Annotated in this window: 18 protein-coding genes; 9 read left to right on the forward strand and 9 right to left on the reverse strand. The window is 63.0% G+C overall.

Annotated features, from left to right (window positions below; genetic code table 11):
* Nucleotides 1-105 precede the first annotated feature (105 nt).
* Nucleotides 106-1,428: a dicarboxylate/amino acid:cation symporter gene (locus JET17_RS06080; RefSeq protein WP_012313115.1), complete on the forward strand. Its 1,323-nt coding sequence runs from the start codon at nt 106-108 to the stop codon at nt 1,426-1,428.
* A gap of 72 nt (nt 1,429-1,500) precedes the next feature.
* Here JET17_RS06080 and JET17_RS06085 read toward each other — a convergent pair whose 3' ends face one another.
* On the reverse strand, nt 1,501-1,995 hold the full coding sequence (locus JET17_RS06085; protein ID WP_012313116.1) for a SprT family zinc-dependent metalloprotease: 495 nt from the start codon (nt 1,993-1,995) through the stop codon (nt 1,501-1,503).
* Between the two features lie 140 nt (nt 1,996-2,135).
* Nucleotides 2,136-2,735: a Yip1 family protein gene (locus JET17_RS06090; protein WP_012313117.1), complete on the reverse strand. Its 600-nt coding sequence runs from the start codon at nt 2,733-2,735 to the stop codon at nt 2,136-2,138.
* Nucleotides 2,736-2,997: 262 nt separating this feature from the next.
* Between JET17_RS06090 and ttcA the strand changes: the two genes are divergently transcribed.
* Together ttcA and JET17_RS06100 are read left to right on the forward strand one after the other, a co-directional pair.
* A complete protein-coding gene (ttcA, locus tag JET17_RS06095) occupies nt 2,998-3,822 on the forward strand; it encodes a tRNA 2-thiocytidine(32) synthetase TtcA (RefSeq protein ID WP_012313118.1) in 825 nt (274 codons plus the stop codon).
* Between the two features lie 3 nt (nt 3,823-3,825).
* Nucleotides 3,826-4,497, forward strand: a complete 672-nt coding sequence (locus JET17_RS06100) for a DNA-3-methyladenine glycosylase I (RefSeq protein WP_012313119.1) — start codon at nt 3,826-3,828, stop codon at nt 4,495-4,497.
* A gap of 32 nt (nt 4,498-4,529) precedes the next feature.
* Here JET17_RS06100 and JET17_RS06105 read toward each other — a convergent pair whose 3' ends face one another.
* From JET17_RS06105 to arsC, 3 genes are read right to left on the reverse strand one after another with little or no spacing between them, the layout of a single operon-like run.
* Nucleotides 4,530-4,943, reverse strand: a complete 414-nt coding sequence (locus JET17_RS06105) for a DUF2069 domain-containing protein (protein ID WP_012313120.1) — start codon at nt 4,941-4,943, stop codon at nt 4,530-4,532.
* Entirely contained in the window at nt 4,936-5,541 is a 606-nt protein-coding gene (wrbA, locus tag JET17_RS06110; RefSeq protein ID WP_012313121.1) for an NAD(P)H:quinone oxidoreductase, read from the reverse strand. The genes JET17_RS06105 and wrbA overlap by 8 nt, the downstream gene beginning before the upstream one ends.
* On the reverse strand, nt 5,538-5,891 hold the full coding sequence (arsC, locus tag JET17_RS06115; RefSeq protein ID WP_012313122.1) for an arsenate reductase (glutaredoxin): 354 nt from the start codon (nt 5,889-5,891) through the stop codon (nt 5,538-5,540). Before arsC ends, wrbA begins: the two co-directional genes overlap by 4 nt.
* Before the next feature lie 85 nt (nt 5,892-5,976).
* Between arsC and JET17_RS06120 the strand changes: the two genes are divergently transcribed.
* Complete coding sequence (locus tag JET17_RS06120; RefSeq protein WP_012313123.1) at nt 5,977-6,441, forward strand: TlpA disulfide reductase family protein; 465 nt, start codon at nt 5,977-5,979, stop codon at nt 6,439-6,441.
* 83 nt (nt 6,442-6,524) lie between these two features.
* On the opposite strand, the gene JET17_RS06125 is transcribed toward JET17_RS06120, so the two are convergent.
* The 4 genes from JET17_RS06125 to JET17_RS06140 all read right to left on the reverse strand — a co-directional run bounded on the left by JET17_RS06125 (nt 6,525) and on the right by JET17_RS06140 (nt 11,299).
* Nucleotides 6,525-6,929 (reverse strand): META domain-containing protein, encoded by a 405-nt coding sequence (locus tag JET17_RS06125; RefSeq protein ID WP_012313124.1) that lies wholly within the window; start codon nt 6,927-6,929, stop codon nt 6,525-6,527.
* Nucleotides 6,926-7,363 (reverse strand): hypothetical protein, encoded by a 438-nt coding sequence (locus tag JET17_RS06130; protein ID WP_012313125.1) that lies wholly within the window; start codon nt 7,361-7,363, stop codon nt 6,926-6,928. Before JET17_RS06130 ends, JET17_RS06125 begins: the two co-directional genes overlap by 4 nt.
* A 31-nt stretch (nt 7,364-7,394) precedes the next feature.
* Nucleotides 7,395-8,384, reverse strand: a complete 990-nt coding sequence (locus JET17_RS06135) for a 2-hydroxyacid dehydrogenase (protein WP_012313126.1) — start codon at nt 8,382-8,384, stop codon at nt 7,395-7,397.
* Between the two features lie 155 nt (nt 8,385-8,539).
* Entirely contained in the window at nt 8,540-11,299 is a 2,760-nt protein-coding gene (locus JET17_RS06140; protein ID WP_012313127.1) for a response regulator, read from the reverse strand.
* 194 nt (nt 11,300-11,493) lie between these two features.
* Here JET17_RS06140 and JET17_RS06145 point away from each other — a divergent pair, with 194 nt between their 5' ends.
* The 5 genes from JET17_RS06145 (at nt 11,494) to relA (ending at nt 18,311) form a co-directional block, all read left to right on the forward strand.
* Complete coding sequence (locus JET17_RS06145) at nt 11,494-12,210, forward strand: response regulator transcription factor (protein ID WP_042111223.1); 717 nt, start codon at nt 11,494-11,496, stop codon at nt 12,208-12,210.
* A 3-nt stretch (nt 12,211-12,213) separates the two neighbouring features.
* Nucleotides 12,214-13,605: a sensor histidine kinase gene (locus tag JET17_RS06150; protein WP_012313129.1), complete on the forward strand. Its 1,392-nt coding sequence runs from the start codon at nt 12,214-12,216 to the stop codon at nt 13,603-13,605.
* Between the two features lie 110 nt (nt 13,606-13,715).
* Complete coding sequence (gene cysM / locus JET17_RS06155) at nt 13,716-14,615, forward strand: cysteine synthase CysM (protein WP_042111224.1); 900 nt, start codon at nt 13,716-13,718, stop codon at nt 14,613-14,615.
* Complete coding sequence (rlmD, locus tag JET17_RS06160; RefSeq protein WP_012313131.1) at nt 14,616-15,974, forward strand: 23S rRNA (uracil(1939)-C(5))-methyltransferase RlmD; 1,359 nt, start codon at nt 14,616-14,618, stop codon at nt 15,972-15,974.
* 96 nt (nt 15,975-16,070) lie between these two features.
* Entirely contained in the window at nt 16,071-18,311 is a 2,241-nt protein-coding gene (relA, locus tag JET17_RS06165) for a GTP diphosphokinase (protein WP_012313132.1), read from the forward strand.
* The last annotated feature ends 14 nt before the right edge of the window (nt 18,312-18,325 follow it).

Below are 18,325 nucleotides of genomic sequence, written 5' to 3' on the forward strand. Positions count from 1 at the left end.
AGCTCGAACACAACGACAAATCCCTCCGGGTGCAGGAGGGTTAGCGATTCAGGTGCCCCGACATCCTGGGAAGGGTGAAGCAGGCACACTTGAGGAAATTTAGCCATGACGACACGTCAGCCGCTGTACAAATCTCTGTATGTCCAGGTGATCGTTGCCATCACCATCGGCATCCTGCTCGGCCACTTCTATCCAGAAACCGGCGTCGCCCTCAAGCCGTTGGGTGATGGTTTCGTCAAACTGATCAAGATGGTCATCGCGCCCATCATCTTCTGTACCGTGGTCAGCGGCATTGCCGGCATGCAGAACATGAAGTCGGTCGGCAAGACCGGCGGCTACGCGCTTCTGTATTTCGAGATCGTTTCCACCATCGCCCTGATCATCGGCCTTGTCGTCGTCAACGTGGTCAAACCGGGCGCTGGCATGCACATCGACGTCAGCACTCTGAACGCCAGCAGCGTGGCCGCCTACGCCGCCGCCGGTGCGCAGCAGACTACCGTCGGTTTCCTGCTCAACATCATCCCTAACACCGTGGTAGGTGCCTTCGCCAACGGCGACATCCTGCAGGTGCTGATGTTCTCGGTGATCTTCGGCTTTGCCCTGCACCGTCTGGGCAGCTACGGCAAACCGCTGCTGGACCTGATCGACCGCTTCGCCCATGTCATGTTCAACATCATCAACATGATCATGAAACTGGCCCCGGTCGGTGCCTTCGGTGCGATGGCCTTCACCATCGGCCAGTACGGTGTTGGCTCGCTGGTACAGCTGGGCTACCTGATGGCCTGCTTCTACATCACCTGCCTGCTGTTCGTGCTGGTAGTGCTGGGCGGTATCTGCCGCGCGCACGGCTTCAGCGTGCTCAAGCTGATCCGCTACATCCGTGAAGAGCTGCTGATCGTACTGGGCACCTCGTCCTCGGAATCTGCGCTGCCACGCATGCTGGCCAAGATGGAGCGCCTGGGTGCCAAGAAGTCGGTGGTTGGCCTGGTGATCCCGACCGGTTACTCGTTCAACCTGGACGGTACCTCGATCTACCTGACCATGGCCGCAGTGTTCATCGCCCAGGCCACCGACACCACCATGGACATCACCCACCAGATCACCCTGCTGCTGGTGCTGCTGGTGGCTTCCAAAGGTGCTGCCGGCGTTACCGGTTCTGGCTTCATCGTACTCGCCGCTACCCTGTCGGCTGTCGGCCATCTGCCGGTTGCCGGCCTGGCGCTGATCCTGGGTATCGACCGCTTCATGTCCGAAGCCCGCGCCCTGACCAACCTGGTGGGCAACGCTGTTGCTACCGTGGTGGTGGCCAAGTGGGTCAAGGAGATGGACAACGACAAGCTGGCGTCGGAGCTGGCCTCCGGTGGTGCGCCGCTGGCTGACACCCGCCCGACCGACGACCTGGGCGTGGCTGAAGGCGTGGCTCGTTGAGCCTGATGCAGTAAAGCGAAAGGCGACCTTCGGGTCGCCTTTTTTGTGCCTGGTCTATCGGTGCGCTCGCTGTCATTCAACTCGAGTCTCACCGCTGTACACCAGCGTCTCCCTGCACCGCTTGCACAGGTATCGCCGCCCCTGCCTCACCAGCTTGTGCCGCTGCGCGGTAAACGCAAACTCACCTTGTGGGCATGGGCAGCGATAGATGTACCGGGTCGCGACCCGCCGCTGCACTTCGTAGTTGTGGCAGCGATTGGGCGGCAGTTCATACACCCCGCGCATGATAAGCTGCCACTCTTCGCCATGGGCCTGAATGCGGTCCCCGAACAGTTGGTGAGCCACCAGGTGCGCCACTTCATGGGCCACGGTCTGGCGCAAAAAGTCTTCCTGGTTTTCGCGGTACAGCTGCAAGTTGAAGCGCAGCAGGTTCTCATGCAGGTGGGCGACGCCAGCCTTCTGCCCGCGCAGCTTGAAGCTGACTTCCGGGCGCGGGAAGGGGCGCTTGAAAAAGGTTTCGGCTTGCTGGTAACAGGTTTCGACGCGTTGTTTGAGCAGCTCGGGCATGGCGGGGTAATTCTCCTGACCGGGCATTATGCCGCAAGCACCGGCAGGCTGCCGAGCCCACCGGTCAGCACACAGCCGGAAGCCGCCTTGCGGCGGCCTCCGGTTTGATGCCCCAGTGTTGGATCTAGGTGTTTTCGAAGCTAGTTGGTATAGACGGGCCCCACGCCCAGTCCCCAGATGATCACGGTCGCAGCCATGATCGCTACCAGTACCACCAGGCCCACTGCCAGCACCGAGCTGGAGAACAGGAAGCCTTCATCGGTCGGTATGTTCATGAATGTCGGCAAACCGACGTACAGCAGGTAAACGGTGTAGCAAATGGCCGCGGTCCCTACCAGCATGCCCAGCCACAGGTGCGGGTAAAGCGCTGCCAGGCCGCCGAGGAACAGCGGGGTGGCGGTATAGGTGGCAAAGGCGATGCATTGCGCCATGGACGGGTTGGCGTCGTAGGTGCGTGCCATCCAGTGAATGAAAGCGCCCATTACCGCGACCCCGGCGAGCATCGCCAGGTAGGACATGATGCTCATCCAAAGTGCGCTTTCCATCGTCAACATTACCGCTGGCCGGTCGCCGATCACCCAGCCGACCTGGGTAGTGCCAATGAATGCCGAAACGGCGGGTATCGCCGCCAGGATCAGCGTGTGCGTCAGGTACATGTGGCTTATGCTTTCGTCTTCCCCGCGTATCTCCCGCCATTCCTGGTCGGGGTGGGTAAACAGCCCCACAACGTGATGAATCATGCCGGTTACTCCTCTCGTTGTTGCCAATCGCCCCCCAGATGGAGCGCAAGCGGCCCGAGGCCAGGGCACCGATGCAAGCGGTAATGTGGCCTTATGTCGCAGTATAGGAAGCCGTTCCCTGCACAAACTGTGCTTTTTAGAGCAAATTGCGCTGTAAGGAGGGCTGCTGATTCCCTTGAAGTCTTTATCGGAATCCCTACAGGTGCGCGTAGTTTGTGCGTAAAATAGCCGGCTTTTGTCACACCTCGCGGATCCAAGCGCTATGGGCACCCTCTCGGTCAACCAGAACAAACTGCAAAAACGCCTGCGTCGTCTCGCCGGCGAAGCTATCACCGACTACAACATGATCGAGGATGGCGACAAGGTCATGGTCTGCCTGTCCGGCGGCAAGGACAGCTACACCATGCTCGATGTTCTGTTGCACCTGCAGAAGGTGGCGCCGATCAAGTTCGAGATCGTCGCGGTGAACATGGACCAGAAGCAGCCGGGCTTCCCCGAGCATGTGCTGCCGGCCTACCTGAAAGAACTGGGCGTCGAGTACCACATCGTCGAGAAGGACACCTACTCGGTAGTCAAGGAACTGGTGCCAGAGGGCAAAACCACCTGCTCGCTGTGCTCGCGCCTGCGCCGAGGTACCCTGTACACCTTCGCTGACGAAATCGGCGCAACCAAGATGGCCCTTGGGCACCATCGCGACGATATCGTCGAGACCTTCTTCCTCAACATGTTCTTCAACGGCTCGCTCAAGGGCATGCCGCCCAAGCTGCGCGCCGACGACGGCCGTAACGTGGTTATCCGCCCGCTGGCCTACTGCAGCGAAAAGGACATCCAGGCCTACTCGGACATGAAGGAATTCCCCATCATCCCTTGCAACCTGTGCGGTTCGCAGGAGAACCTGCAGCGCCAGGTGGTCAAGGACATGCTGGTGGAGTGGGAGCGCAAGCACCCGGGCCGTACCGAGAGCATCTTCCGCGCCCTGCAGAACGTTGCCCCGTCGCAGCTGGCCGACCGCAACCTGTTCGACTTCACCAGCCTCAAGATCGACGAAAGCGCCACTCCGCGTTTCCTCGATGTACTGAACATCTGATCCATGCGCGATTACCAGTGGTTGCATGAGTATTGCCTGAACCGCTTCGGCTCGGCCCAAGCCCTGGAGGCCTTCCTGCCGCAGCCGCGCACGCCGGCGCAGCTGCGCGACATCAGCAACGACCGCTACCTGTCGACCCTGGCCTTGCGCGTGTTCCGCGCCGGGCTCAAGCACAGCCTGGTAGATGCCAAATGGCCGGCGTTCGAGCAGGTGTTCTTCGGCTTCGACCCGGAGAAGGTCGTACTGATGGGCGCAGAGCACCTGGAGCGGTTGATGCAGGACGAGCGCATCATCCGCCACCTGGGCAAGCTCAAGAGCGTGCCGCGCAATGCGCAGATGATCTTGGATGTGGCGAAGGAGAAGGGCAGCTTTGGTGCGTTCATCGCCGATTGGCCGGTGACCGATATCGTCGGGTTGTGGAAGTACCTGGCCAAGCATGGCAACCAGCTGGGCGGGCTATCTGCACCACGCTTTTTGCGCATGGTCGGCAAGGACACGTTCATCCCCACCGATGATATGGCCGCTGCGCTGATTGCACAGAAGGTGATCGACAAGCAGCCGACCAGCCAGCGCGACCTGGCGCTGGTGCAGCAGACGTTCAACCAGTGGCATGCCGAAAGCGGGCGGCCGCTGTGCCAGTTGTCGGTGATGCTGGCGCATACCGTCAACCATTGAAAAGCCCGGGGCTGCGATAGCAGCCCCCGGAATCAACGCCCTTCACCTGCCATGCGCCGTTCATGCTGGAACTTCCATCGCACGAACAGCAGCCCGCTGACGAACAGCCCAAGGCTCAGCAGCACCTCAACCCAGCCGAACACTGCCCGTGACGGGTCGAACGCCGCCAGCACCCCTTTGATGAAATAGATATTCACCACAAAGCAGGTCCAGGCATGCGCCCGGGCGCTGCCCAGCAACATGCCTGGCAGCAGCAAAAGCAGTGGCACAAGCTCGATCGCCAGGATCACTTCGACCCGCGCCCCGTGCAGGTTGGCGAACCACAGGTTGTTCACCACCAGCAATGCGATCAGGCCAAAAAAGAACGCCAGGCTCAAGGCGCGTGTGAGGCGCAGGCGCGGTGCCAGCCACTCCAGTTGTGGCAACACCTTCGGCTTCTTAGCCACGCGAGGCCTCCAGCGCCTTGGCCGTGGTTGCCAGGCGTTGGCCCAAGGCGCGGCAAAGGGTGATCTCGTGTTGATCCAGCTCACGTTTGCCGTCTGCGCCGGCGTGGTGGCTGGCGCCGTAAGGCGTGCCGCCGCCGCGGGTTTCGAGCAGCGCCGATTCGCTGTAGGGCAGGCCCATTACCAGCATGCCGTGGTGCATCAGGGGCAGCATCATCGACAGCAGGGTGGTTTCCTGGCCGCCATGCAGGCTGGCGGTGGAGGTGAACACGCCAGCCGGCTTGCCAACCAGTTCACCACCCAGCCACAGGCTGCTGGTGCCATCGAGGAAGTACTTGAGCGGTGCGGCCATGTTGCCGAAGCGGGTTGGGCTGCCCAGCACCAGGCCTGCGCAGTGGCGCAAGTCGTCCAGGGTGGCGTACAGCGCGCCGCTGGCCGGAATGTCTGGCGCCACGGCTTCGCACTCGGTGGAAATCGCCGGCACCGTGCGCAGGCGCGCTTCCATGCCGGCCAGCTCGATGCCGCGGGCGATATGCCGGGCCATTTCGCTGGTCGAGCCATGTCGGCTGTAATACAGCACCAGGATGTAGGGCGCGCTCACGGCAGGATCTCCAGCACTTTCTCTGGTGGTCGGCCGATCACCGCCTTGTCACCGGCAACCAGGATGGGGCGCTCGATGAGCTTTGGGTGCTGCGCCATGGCGTCGATCAGTTGCGCATCGCTCAAGGCCGGGTTGGCCAGCTCGAGTGCCTTGTATTCGTCTTCACCGGTGCGCAGCAGTTGGCGCGGGCCGATGCCCAGCTTGCCAAGCAGAGCCTTGAGGGTGGCAGCGTCGGGCGGGGTTTCGAGGTACCGCACGATGGTCGGTGTCAGGCCGCGTTGTTCGAGCAGTTCCAGTGCGGCGCGGGATTTCGAGCAGCGCGGGTTATGATAGAGCGTCAAGTCAGTCATGTCGGGTCGCATCCAGCTGGGTGTGGCGGCTATTCTAACCGCAGGAACTGACCCATTCGCTTGAAACTTCGAGAAGGATTGACCCATGGCAAGGCGTTTGGCAGCAGTATTGGCCATCACCGCAGGCCTTTTGCTCGGTGGCTGCGGTGCCGACTACGGCGTGGACCAGCACGGCAACACGGTGAAGGCAGAGCAGATCGACGGGCACTGGCTGGTGCTCAACTATTGGGCTGAATGGTGCGGCCCGTGCCGTACAGAGGTGCCTGAACTGAACACCGCAGCCAAGCAGTGGGCGGCCGATGGCATCAAGGTGGTGGGGGTGAACTTCGATGGCCTGCAGGGGCAGGAGTTGAAGCAGGCGGCCGATACCTTGGGCATCGGCTTTACCGTGCTGGCGCAGGACCCGGCCGAGCGCTATGACCTGCCACGCAGCGAGGCGTTGCCGGTGACCTACATCATCGATGACAAGGGCAAGGTGCGTGAGCAGCTGCTGGGTGAGCAGACCCTCGAAGGGCTGCAAGCCAAGATCAAGGCGCTCAAGGGGGCTTGAAAGCTGCAAGCTGCAAGCTGCAAGCCTCAAGCTACAAGAACAAGCTGGCCGTGCACCGATCCGCTTTTTCTTGCAGCTTGCAGCTAGCCCTCCTCAGGCCAGAACCGCAGCGGCTTGCCCTCGGCCGGCCAGAAGCGCATCTGCTCGACGGGCGAAACATCCCAGCGCTGCACCGTCTCCAGCGCCTGCAGGAAGCGCTTTTCCTGCTCCATCAACGCCGGCGCGCACAACTTGCGGGTCTTGCCGACCTTGCCGAAGCTCAGGTGCTCGCCGTCCAGCGCGTACGGTGCAAACCAATGGTTGCAGCCCGCATTGCCATAGGCGCGGCCATCGCTGGCCAGCGTCAGTGTCAGGTGGCTGTAGTCGATCAGCGGGCGTTCACCGATCCACTCCAGCACATAGCTGCGTTCCAGTTGCAGCTTCGACGGTTCGGCGGCGCAGCCGAGCAGGCCGGTGGCAATCAGGGCGCCGGTGAGCAGATTCTTCACTCGGCGCTCTCCTGGCAACGCGGGCACACGTGCTTGTCGCCACGACTGGCCCAGCCCAGCTCGGCGATGCGCGCACTGGCAGCAGGCTGGCGGGCTTTCTTGCCCAACTTGGCGTCCACGGCGAATTCGAAGTCCAGTACGGCGTCGCAGCTGTCGCACTCAGCCTGCCAGTTGAGGATTTCCAGCTCGTTGAACAGCGGGCCGCTGGCCACGGCCACCCATTGGCCACGCGGGTTGATCAGGTGGCGCACGCTCTCTACGGTCAGGCGCATGGACAAGTCCTTGCTGCCCTTGAGGGTGACCAGCAGGGTGTCGCCCTTGTGCATCGAGCCACCGTTACCGGTCACCTGATAGCGGCCCGGTACCAAGGCGCGGCACTCGATCAAAGTGTGTTGCGGGTTGAAAAGTGTGTAGCGGAAATCGTGCTCGACCATGGGTCCTCCAGAAATGCCGCGTATCCTAGCATCAACCTGTGACCAGATTCTGCGCATTACCCGCCGCCCAGCGGTTGATGTTGTCCAGCGTGGTCGCGGCAATGGCGTCCAGCGCTTCGCGGGTAAGGAACGCCTGATGCGCAGTGACGATCACGTTGGGGAACGTGAGCAGCCGCGCCAGCACATCATCCTGCAACGGCAGGTCAGAACGGTCCTCGAAGAACAGCTGGGCTTCTTCTTCATACACATCCAGCCCCAGGTACCCGAGCTGGCCGCTTTTCAAGGCGTCGATCAGGGCCGGTGTGTCGACCAGCGCTCCACGACCGGTGTTGATCAGCATGGCGCCGGGCTGCAACTGGGCCAGGCTTTGCGGGTTGATCAGGTGCCGGGTGTGCTCGGTGAGCGGGCAGTGCAGGCTGATGATCCGCGCCTCACGCAGCAGTTCGGGCAGCTCAACGTAGCGCGCCCCCAGCGCCAGCAGTTGAGGGTTGGGGTAGGGGTCGTAGGCCAGCAACTGGCAACCGAAGCCAGCCATGATCCGGGCGAAGGCGGCGCCGATCTGGCCGGTACCGACCACGCCGACGGTCTTGCCGTGCAGGTCGAAGCCGGTCAGACCATGCAGGGTGAAGTCGCCCTCGCGGGTACGGTTGTAGGCCCGGTGCAGGCGCCGGTTGAGGGCCAGGATCAGCGCCACGGCATGTTCGGCCACGGCATACGGTGAATACGCGGGTACGCGCACCACTGCCAGGCCCAGGGCTTTGGCGGCGGCCAGGTCGACATGGTTGTAGCCGGCCGAACGCAGGGCGATCAGGCGCGTCCCGCCAGCGCAAAGGCGTTGCAATACCTGGGCGTCGAGCTCATCGTTGATGAATGCGCAAACCACCTCGAAACCTTGGGCCAGGGCTGCGGTGTCGAGGGTCAGGCGGGCGGGCTGGAAGTGCAGCTCCAGCGCGCTATCGCAAGTGGTCCGCGTGAAGCTTTCCTGGTCATAGTGCTGGCTGCTGAACAACAGGGCGCGCATGCTCGGGCTTCCTTTATCGTGGTTGGGGGATTGTAGCCACCTGCGCGGACAGGGAAGTTGATCTGCACCGGCCTCATCGCCGGCAAGCCGGCTCCCAATCCGCAGCGCTGCTGAACCCTGTGGGAGCCGGCTTGCCGGCGATGAGGCCCTGAAAGTCAGGCGTTCTGGCGTGCCTGCTCCGCCAGCCGGACAATTGCGCCATCCAGCTCGTCGAGCGCCTGCTGCGCTTGCGGATGCTCCTGTTTAAGCAAGGTCTCGCTGCGCTGGCAGGCTGCACGCAACTGCGGCACGCCGCAATAGCGCGAGGCACCGTTGAGCCGATGCACCTGCTCGATCAGTACGCCGTGGTCCTGCGCCTCCCGTGCAGCACGAATGGCTTCACGGTCCGACGCTAGCGACGCCAGCAACATGGTCAGCATGTCTGCCGCCAGATCCGGCTTGCCTGCCGCCAGGCGCAAGCCTTCCTCAGGGTCGAGCACCGGTAGATCCTGGCCCTCGGCCTGTTGTTCCTCCAGGCGCTCCAGTGGCCCGACACCCAGGCTCAGGCCGGTCCATTTCATCACCACCTGGGCCAGCTGGCGCTCGCTGATCGGTTTGGTCAGGTAGTCGTCCATGCCGCTGTGCAGCAGTGCACGTTTCTCGTTGGCCATGGCGTGAGCGGTAAGGGCGACGATCGGCAGAGGGCTGCCGCTCTGGGTGTTTTCCCACAAGCGGATCTGCTCGGTGCAGGCACGGCCATCCATGCCTGGCATCTGCACGTCCATCAGCACCAGGTCGAAGTGTTCGCTCTGTACCGCCCGCACCGCAGCATGGCCGTTGTCGAGCGCCAGCACATCGGCGCCGAGGTCTTCCAGCAGGGTCTGTACCAGCAGCAGGTTGGCCGCATTGTCGTCGACGCAGAGGATTTTCGGCTGGCGCTGGCCGCGCGTTGGCGGGGCCAGTTCGCCCCGCGTACGGCGCGGTTGCAGCAGCTCCAGCAGCAGGCGGCGCAGCTTGCGCGTGCAGGTCGGCTTGGACAGCAGTTGGCCGTGTCCATTAGGCAGGTGAGGGTGGTACAGCGCCTGCTCGGTAGTCGGGCAAAGAACCACGCAATGGCAGTGGTAACGCTCCAGCTGCTGGTGGTATTGGCCCAGCTGTTCGGGCGTGAGATTGCCCAGGTTGGCACCCAACACCGCGAACTCGAAGGGCATGCCGGCCTGGAAGCCCGCCTGTACACCCTGTAGCAGTTGCTCATATGAGGCGAACAGGCTCACGCTCAGGCCGCAATCCTGCAACTGGTGCTCCAGAGCCTGGCGTGCCAGGTCATGCCCGTCGACGATCGCCGCACGACGCCCCAGCAGCGGCTGCGACGACTGCGCCTCGCTGTCGTCGTGGGCCTTGGGCAGGCTCAGGCTGATCCAGAACTGCGAACCCTCGCCCGGTGTGCTATCGACCCCGATCTCGCCGCCCATCTGCTCGATCAGGCGCTTGGAGATCACCAGCCCCAGGCCGGTGCCGCCCGGCTGGCGGGCCAGCGAATTGTCGGCCTGGCTGAACGCCTGGAACAACGTGCGCACATCTTGAGGCGACAGGCCAATGCCGGTGTCCTGCACGCTGATACGCAATTGCGCGTTGTCTTGTTGCTCGTCCTCGAGCATCGCCCGCACGACGATGGTGCCCTCGCGGGTGAACTTGATGGCATTGCTCACCAGGTTGGTAAGGATCTGCTTGAGCCGCAGGGGGTCGCCAACCAGCGATGACGGGGTGTCGCGGTAGATCAGGCTGAGCAGTTCCAGCTGCTTGGCGTGGGCGGCGGGCGCCAAGATGGTGAGGGTGTCCTGGACCAAGTCGCGCAGGTTGAACGGAATGCTGTCGAGCACCAGCTTGCCGGCCTCGATCTTGGAAAAGTCGAGGATCTCGTTGATGATCCCCAGCAGGTTGTCGGCCGATTTTTCGATGGTGCTCAGATAGTCCAGCTGGCGCGGGGTCAGCTCGCTTTTCTGCAGCAGGTGGGTGAAGCCGAGGATACCGTTGAGCGGAGTGCGGATCTCATGGCTCATGTTGGCCAGGAATTCCGATTTGATGCGGCTCGCCTCCAGGGCCTCCTTGCGCGCCATGTCCAGCTCGATGTTCTGGATCTCGATGGTTTCCAGGTTCTGGCGTACATCCTCGGTGGCCTGATCGATGCTGTGCTGTAGTTCTTCATGGGCGCTGTGCAGGGTTTCTGCCATGCGGTTGATGCCCCGGGCCAGTTCGTCCAGCTCGTGGCTGCCCATGGCGGGAAGACGTTCTTCGAGGTGGCCGTCCTTGAGCTGGTTGACTGCATGCTTGATGCGCGCGATCGGGTCATTGATGGTGCGGCTCATGCGCATCGCCAACAGGCCGCTGAGCACCAGGCAAGCGAGTATCAGCAGCATGCTGGTGAACAGGTTGCGGTAGCCGCGCAGCAGCATGCCATCGTGCGACAGCTCGATCTCGACCCAACCTAGCAGGCGCTCGGCTTCCGCCGGGACGGCCTCGGTGGCCAGGTCGCGGTGGTGGCCGAACACCGGCATCAGGTAGCGGGTGGCATCGTTGCCGCTGCGTTCCAGCAGTTGAGTACCCGTGCCGCCGCTGGGCGCCTGGTTGATCATGCTGGGGCCGGCGTGGGCCAGGCGGGAGCGGTCCGGAGCGAGGAAGGCCACTGCGCGAACATCGGCCTGCTCCAGCGTTTGCGCAGCGATCCGCTCCAGTTGCGCAGGCGTCTGCCGGGCCATGGCGGGCGCTGCCAGGGGTGCCAGTTGTTCGGCAATCATCTTGCCGCGTTGCAGCAGTTGAGTGCGCAACTGGTCTTGCTGCAGCCACGTGAAATAGCTGCCCAGCACCAGAGCCATCAAGCTGGCAGGCAGCAGTGCCAGCAGCAGTACCCGGCTTCTGATTCCCAAACGATCGAGCACACTCGCCTCCTGTGATGTGCCTGGACGCCGTTACCGGGGTAACGGACCAAAGCGGAAAGTTACTCCGCCTGCCTGCCTAATGCACCCTTTATATAGCTGTTTTCAGCCAGGTCGCTGGCGCTGATCGCAGGGCAGTTGCCTATGGCGTACGCATGCTCAATAATCGCGTAATTGAGAATATGTGGCAGTTGCCAATGAATCCCGTAACTATTAATGCTTCCAGCATCCTCGCCATCGAGGATGATCCGGTGCTGGGTGCCTATCTGCACGAAGAACTGCAGCGAGGCGGCTTTCAGGTGACCTGGTGCCGCAACGGCGCGGAAGGTTTGGAAACCGCTGGTCGCCAAGCCTTCGACGTGGTCCTGATGGATATTCTGCTGCCTGGGCTCAACGGCCTGGATGCCTTGGCCCAGTTGCGTCGACGCAGCGCCACGCCGGTTATCCTGATGTCGGCGCTGGGCGCCGAGGCGGACCGTATCAATGGCTTCCAGCTCGGTGCCGACGATTACCTGCCCAAGCCTTTCAGCATAGTCGAGCTGCAGGTGCGCATCGAGGCCATCCTGCGCCGTGTCGCCCTTGAGCGTCGCCATCAGCCGCCCTTGGGTGTTGCCTGTGGCGAGCTGCGGTTCGACGAGACCCTTTGCGATGTCAGCTTCGGCGGCCGCCAGGCAGGCCTTACCCCTAGCGAATATCGCCTGTTCGATATCCTCAACCGTAACGTCGACGAGGTGCTGAGCAAGCCTTTTCTCTACCAGCAGGTGCTGCAACGCGGCTATTCGCGGCATGACCGCAGCCTGGACATGCATGTCAGCCAGATCCGCCGCAAGCTCAAGGGCATCGGCTACCTGGACCGGCAGATCCGCACCGTGTGGGGCAAGGGTTACGTGCTCAGCGCCGGCGAGGCAGAGTAAGCCATGCTGGACCGTCACTCGCTGTTCTGGAAGCTGGCCATCCTGCTGGTGGGCTTCTGCCTGCTGATGATCGGCCTGAGTTACACCTGGGGCCGCCATATGGAAACCCAGAATGCCTTTCTCGATGAGCCTGCCCGGCAAGTGCTGCGCAACTATGCCGGCGAGGCCGAAGCGGCCTGGCGCAGTGGTGGCCGCACCGGCCTGGACCAGTGGGTTGCGGCCATGCACCGGCGTGAGCGTGGCTGGATAGGCGTGCTCGACATCAATCTGCAGCCCCTGGCCAGCGCCACGCTCGGCCCCGATGTCATGCACCGCCTCACGCGCCTGCGCGGTGTCGACTGGCCCATGAGCCGGCGCAGTATCGACCAGCCCTGGTTGCGCATACCGTTCCCGGGGGCGCCGGAGCAGGGCATGCTGGTGATGGAGTTGCCCGAGCGTTTCAACCCTGGCCAGTACCGGGTGCTGTGGCGGGTGTTGACCAACGGTGTCATTCCAGGTTTGTTCACCTTGCTGCTGTGCGTCGGCCTGTACCGCATGCTGATCGTGCCGCTCAACCAGTTGCGCGAGCAGGCCAATGCCTGGCGTGCCGACCAGCTCTCGGCACGGCTGGATTCGCGCACCATCGCCCGGCATGACGAACTGGGCGAGTTGGCCCGGGCCTTCGACCAGATGGCCGAGCGGCTGCAGGGCACGGTGGCGATGCAACAGCAGTTGCTGCGGGACTTGTCCCATGAAATGCGCACACCGTTGAGCCGGTTGCGCGTGGCCTGCGACGGTGAAACCGACCTGCAGCGCCTGCGCGAGCGGCTTGGGCGCGAGGTGGACTGCATGCAGCAGTTGGTCGAGGACACCTTGCAGCTTGCCTGGCAGGATGCCGAGCGTGCGCCGATGAACCTTGAGCCGATCCAGGTGCAGGCGCTGTGGGACCTGCTGGCGGAGGATGCCAGTTACGAAAGCGGCTGGTCGCCCGAGCGCTTGCGCTGCGAGCTGCCAGTCGACTGCTGGGTGCAGGGCAATCTGAATCATCTGGCCCAGGCGCTGGAAAACATGCTGCGCAATGCCATCCGGCATTCCCCGGAAAACGGCTTGGTGCACTTGGCCGGGCAGCGTGAAGGTGGCTATTGGCGCCTGTGGCTGGAAGATCAAGGCGGTGGCGTGGCTAACGATGATCTGGAGCGAATATTTGCCCCCTTCACCCGGCTAGATGGCTCGCGCCCCGGTGACGGCGGTTTCGGCCTGGGCCTGAGCATCGCCCGCAGTGCGATCCAGCGCCAGGGTGGAACCCTGTGGGCAGAGAACGGCAAACGCGGGTTGAAGCTCTGCATGCGCTTGCCGCTACATCTGCCCGCTCCCTCGCGGGAAACCCCGCAGCCACAGGCGCTACCTACTGCTTGAAGCTTGCCGCTTATAGCTTGTAGCTATACCCACCACAGATTGCGTGATATGGCCGCGAAGGGTTTGCCGGTATGATAGGCGCCCCTGCCGTCCGGATTGTGAAATACGCCATGACCTTGCAGTACCCAACCATCGCCGATTGCGTCGGCAATACGCCCCTGGTTCGCCTGCAGCGCATCGCTGGAGAAACCAGCAATACCCTCCTGCTCAAGCTCGAAGGTAACAATCCAGCAGGCTCCGTGAAGGACCGCCCGGCCCTGTCGATGATCGCCCGTGCCGAGCTGCGCGGTCAGATCAAGCCCGGCGACACCTTGATCGAAGCCACCTCCGGCAATACCGGTATTGCCCTGGCCATGGCGGCAGCGATCAAGGGCTACAAGATGATCCTGATCATGCCCGACAACTCCACCGCAGAGCGCAAGGCAGCGATGACTGCCTACGGTGCCGAGTTGATCCTTGTGACGAAGGAAGAGGGGATGGAAGGCGCCCGCGACCTGGCCGAGAGGCTGCAGGCCGAAGGGCGCGGCCTGGTTCTGGACCAGTTCGCCAACGGCGACAACCCGATTGCCCACTACAACAGCACCGGCCCGGAAATCTGGCAGCAGACCCAAGGCACCATTACCCATTTCGTCAGTTCCATGGGCACCACCGGCACCATCATGGGCTGCTCGCAGTACCTCAAGGAGCAGAACCCGGCGGTGCAGATCGTTGGCCTGCAACCGATGGAAGGCTCGGCCATTCCGGGCATTCGCCGCTGGCCCGAGCAGTACCTTCCGAAAATCTTCGATGCCACCCGCGTTGACCGCGTCATGGATATGTCCCAACACGAAGCTGAGGACACCATGCGTCGCCTTGCCCGTGAAGAGGGCATTTTCTGCGGCGTGTCTTCCGGTGGTGCGGTGGCAGCCATGCTGCGCCTGTCCCGTGAAGTGGAAAACGCGGTAATGGTCGCGATCATTTGCGACCGTGGCGACCGTTACCTGTCCACCGGCCTGTTCGACCCGAGCTAAATGTCCAGAAAGAAAAGTAACAGCGGCCTGCGCTTTCAGCCGGCCGGCGGTAACCGCACGCCCCAGGTCCCCGTGGGCAAAAAGCAGCGCCTGGAGATCGAGCGCCTGGCCGGTGACGGCCGCGGCATCGCTTTCCACGACGGGCGCACCTGGTTCGTCAGCGGCGCCCTGGCCGGTGAGGCGGTGGAGGCGCGGGTGCTCAATGCCCGTGGCAAGGTAGTCGAGGCTCGCCTGGAGCGTGTGCTGCAGGCCAGCCCCGAGCGCCGCCAGGCGCCGTGCCGCCATTACGAACGTTGTGGTGGTTGCAACTTGCAGCACCTGCCGCATGAGGCGCAGCTGGCGCTCAAGCAACGTACCCTGGCCGAACAGCTGCAACGGGTTGCCGGTGTGCAACCGCAAGAATGGGCGGCGCCATTGAGCGGGCCGGAATTCGGCTATCGGCGTCGGGCACGTGTAGCCGTGCGCTGGGATGTGAAAGCGCGTCAGCTGGAGGTAGGGTTCCGTGCCGAGGCCAGCCAGGACATCGTCGCCATCGACGACTGCGCCGTGCTGGTACAGCCTTTGCAGTCGATTCTGCGGCATCTGCCTACCGTGCTGCGTTCGTTGGGCAAGCCCCAGGCCATCGGCCACGTCGAGCTGTTCAGCGGCACGGCCGAAGCGCTACTGGTACGCCACGTGGCACCGTTGCCGGCCGATGACCTGGCGCGTCTGCAGGCATTCTGCAACGAGGCCAAGGCGCAGCTGTGGCTGCAGGGTGAAGGTGAACCGGCGCCGGTGGATGCTGGCACGAAGCTGGGCTTCACCTTGCAGCCTTGGCAGTTGGAGCTGGCCTGGCGCCCGGGCGATTTCGTTCAGGTCAACGCCCAGGTCAACACCGCAATGATCGAGCAGGCTCTGGCCTGGCTCGCTCCGCAGGCCGATGAGCGAGTGCTCGACCTGTTCTGTGGCCTGGGCAATTTCGCCCTGCCGCTGGCCCGCCAAGCGCGGGAAGTGGTGGCGGTCGAAGGAGTGCAGGCGATGGTTGATCGTGCTGCGGCCAATGCCAGAAACAACAATGTGCATAACGCACGGTTTTTTCAGGCCGATTTATCGCAGCCTTTGGCAGGCGCCGGATGGGCCGCCGAGGGCTTTTCTGCGGTACTCTTGGATCCACCGCGCGACGGTGCTTTCGAGGTGGTGCAAGGCATCGCACGCCTCAAGGCCAAGCGGCTGGTTTATGTATCATGCAACCCGGCCACGCTGGCGCGAGACGCCCAGGTACTGGTTGGCCAAGGGTACCGGTTAAAAAGGGCCGGGATTCTCGACATGTTTCCTCAGACGGCGCATGTCGAGGCCATGGCGTTATTCGAAGCGGGCTAGCAAACCTGGCCCCTTGGTGCGGTTTCCATGGACTGGGAGCCACACGGTGATAGCCAGCGCTCCGATTGGCGCGCTGTATGGAAAGGTAAAACAAAGATGGTACAGGTGAGAGTGCACCAGCCGGTCAATACGGACGGCAGTATCAATCTCGAAGCATGGCTGGATCATGTGGTGAGCGTCGATTCGGCATTGGATCGCGTGGCACTCGAAGAGGCCTGCGAGTTCGCCCAGGAAATCGAGAAAAAGGGCAACCCGGCCAAGCATTCCTGGGCCGATGGTACCTCCAGTTTCCAGGCAGGCCTGGAAATCGCCGAAATCCTTGCCGACCTCAAGCTCGATCAGGATTCGCTGGTGGCGGCGGTGATCTACCGCTCCGTGCGTGAGGGTAAGGTGACTCTGGCCGAGGTCGGGCAGCGTTTCGGCCCGGTGGTGTCCAAGCTGATCGACGGCGTGCTGCGCATGGCTGCCATCAGTGCCAGCCTCAGCCCCCGCCAGTCGCTGGTGCTGGGCTCGCAGGCGCAGGTCGAGAACCTGCGCAAGATGCTGGTGGCGATGGTCGACGATGTGCGCGTGGCGCTGATCAAGCTTGCCGAGCGGACCTGCGCGATCCGTGCGGTGAAGTCCGCCGATGACGAGAAACGCCTGCGGGTGGCGCGTGAGGTGTTCGACATCTATGCACCGCTGGCCCATCGTCTGGGCATCGGCCACATCAAGTGGGAGCTGGAAGACCTGTCCTTCCGCTACCTGGAGCCCGATCAGTACAAGCAGATCGCCAAGCTTTTGCACGAGCGCCGGCTGGACCGTGAGCGCTTCATCAGTGACGTGATGAACCAGCTGCAGAACGAGCTGCTTGCCACCGGGGTCAACGCCGACATCAGCGGGCGGGCGAAACACATTTATTCGATCTGGCGCAAGATGCAGCGCAAAGGCCTGGAGTTCAGCCAGATCTACGACGTGCGTGCGGTGCGCGTGCTGGTACCGGAAGTGCGCGACTGTTATACCGCGCTGGGTATCGTCCATACCCTGTGGCGGCACATTCCCAAAGAGTTCGACGACTACATCGCCAACCCCAAGGAGAACGGCTACCGTTCGCTTCACACCGCCGTGATCGGCCCCGAGGGTAAGGTACTGGAAGTGCAGATCCGTACCCACGGCATGCACGAAGAGGCCGAACTTGGCGTCTGCGCCCACTGGCGCTATAAGGGCACCGACGTCAAGCCCAGCTCCAATCACTACGAAGAAAAGATCTCCTGGCTGCGCCAGGTGCTCGAATGGCACGAGGAGCTGGGCGACATCGGTGGCCTGGCCGAGCAGTTGCGGGTCGATATCGAACCGGACCGGGTCTACGTATTCACCCCCGACGGCCATGCCATCGACCTGCCCAAGGGGGCCACGCCGCTGGACTTCGCCTACCGCGTGCACACCGAGATCGGCCACAACTGCCGTGGCGCCAAAATCAATGGGCGCATCGTGCCGCTCAACTACAGCCTGCAGACCGGCGAGCAGGTGGAGATCATCACCAGCAAGCACGGCAACCCCAGCCGGGACTGGCTGAACTCCAACCTGGGATATGTCACCACGTCACGGGCCCGGGCCAAGATCGTCCACTGGTTCAAGCTGCAGGCGCGCGATCAGAACGTCGCCGCCGGCAAGACCCTGCTCGAGCGCGAACTCAGCCGCCTGGGCCTGCCGCAGGTAGACTTCGAACGCCTGGCCGAGAAGACCAACGTCAAGACCGCCGAGGACATGTTCGCCTCGCTCGGTGCCGGTGACCTGCGCCTGGCGCACTTGGTCAACGCTGCCCAGCAGTTGCTCGAACCCGAGCGTATAGAGCAGATCGAGCTGGTACCGCGCAAGCCTACCGGCCCGCGCAATGGCAAGCGTGGCGACATTCAGATCCAGGGCGTCGGTAACCTGCTCACACAGATGGCCGGCTGCTGCCAGCCGCTACCGGGCGACGCCATCGTCGGCTACATCACTCAGGGCCGCGGCGTGAGCATTCACCGCCAGGACTGTGCCTCGGTGCTGCAGCTGGCTGGGCGTGAGCCGGAGCGGATGATTCAGGTCAGCTGGGGGCCGATACCGGTGCAGACCTACCCGGTCGATATCGTTATCCGTGCCTACGACCGCCCAGGTTTGCTGCGTGACGTGTCGCAGGTGCTGCTCAACGAGAAAATCAATGTGCTGGCAGTCAACACCCGCTCGAACAAGGAAGACAACACCGCGTTGATGTCGCTGACCATCGAGATTCCGGGCCTGGATGCGCTGGGGCGTCTGTTGGGCAGGATTTCGCAGTTGCCGAACATCATCGAGACGCGGCGTAATCGTACCCCTTGAAACTGCGGTGGCTT

Origin of the sequence: Pseudomonas putida (assembly GCF_016406145.1) — a bacterium.
GTDB lineage: Bacteria > Pseudomonadota > Gammaproteobacteria > Pseudomonadales > Pseudomonadaceae > Aquipseudomonas > Aquipseudomonas putida_E.

Bases quoted from the DNA above. Each gene is read 5' to 3' on its own strand.
- JET17_RS06080 (WP_012313115.1), top strand. From the start codon at position 106: ATGACGACACGTCAGCCGCTGTACAAATCTCTGTATGTCCAGGTGATC.
- JET17_RS06085 (WP_012313116.1), bottom strand. From the start codon at position 1,995: ATGCCCGAGCTGCTCAAACAACGCGTCGAAACCTGTTACCAGCAAGCC.
- JET17_RS06090 (WP_012313117.1), bottom strand. From the start codon at position 2,735: ATGATTCATCACGTTGTGGGGCTGTTTACCCACCCCGACCAGGAATGG.
- ttcA (WP_012313118.1), top strand. From the start codon at position 2,998: ATGGGCACCCTCTCGGTCAACCAGAACAAACTGCAAAAACGCCTGCGT.
- JET17_RS06100 (WP_012313119.1), top strand. From the start codon at position 3,826: ATGCGCGATTACCAGTGGTTGCATGAGTATTGCCTGAACCGCTTCGGC.
- arsC (WP_012313122.1), bottom strand. From the start codon at position 5,891: ATGACTGACTTGACGCTCTATCATAACCCGCGCTGCTCGAAATCCCGC.
- JET17_RS06120 (WP_012313123.1), top strand. From the start codon at position 5,977: ATGGCAAGGCGTTTGGCAGCAGTATTGGCCATCACCGCAGGCCTTTTG.
- JET17_RS06130 (WP_012313125.1), bottom strand. From the start codon at position 7,363: ATGGTCGAGCACGATTTCCGCTACACACTTTTCAACCCGCAACACACT.
- JET17_RS06135 (WP_012313126.1), bottom strand. From the start codon at position 8,384: ATGCGCGCCCTGTTGTTCAGCAGCCAGCACTATGACCAGGAAAGCTTC.
- JET17_RS06145 (WP_042111223.1), top strand. From the start codon at position 11,494: ATGAATCCCGTAACTATTAATGCTTCCAGCATCCTCGCCATCGAGGAT.
- JET17_RS06150 (WP_012313129.1), top strand. From the start codon at position 12,214: ATGCTGGACCGTCACTCGCTGTTCTGGAAGCTGGCCATCCTGCTGGTG.
- cysM (WP_042111224.1), top strand. From the start codon at position 13,716: ATGACCTTGCAGTACCCAACCATCGCCGATTGCGTCGGCAATACGCCC.
- rlmD (WP_012313131.1), top strand. From the start codon at position 14,616: ATGTCCAGAAAGAAAAGTAACAGCGGCCTGCGCTTTCAGCCGGCCGGC.
- relA (WP_012313132.1), top strand. From the start codon at position 16,071: ATGGTACAGGTGAGAGTGCACCAGCCGGTCAATACGGACGGCAGTATC.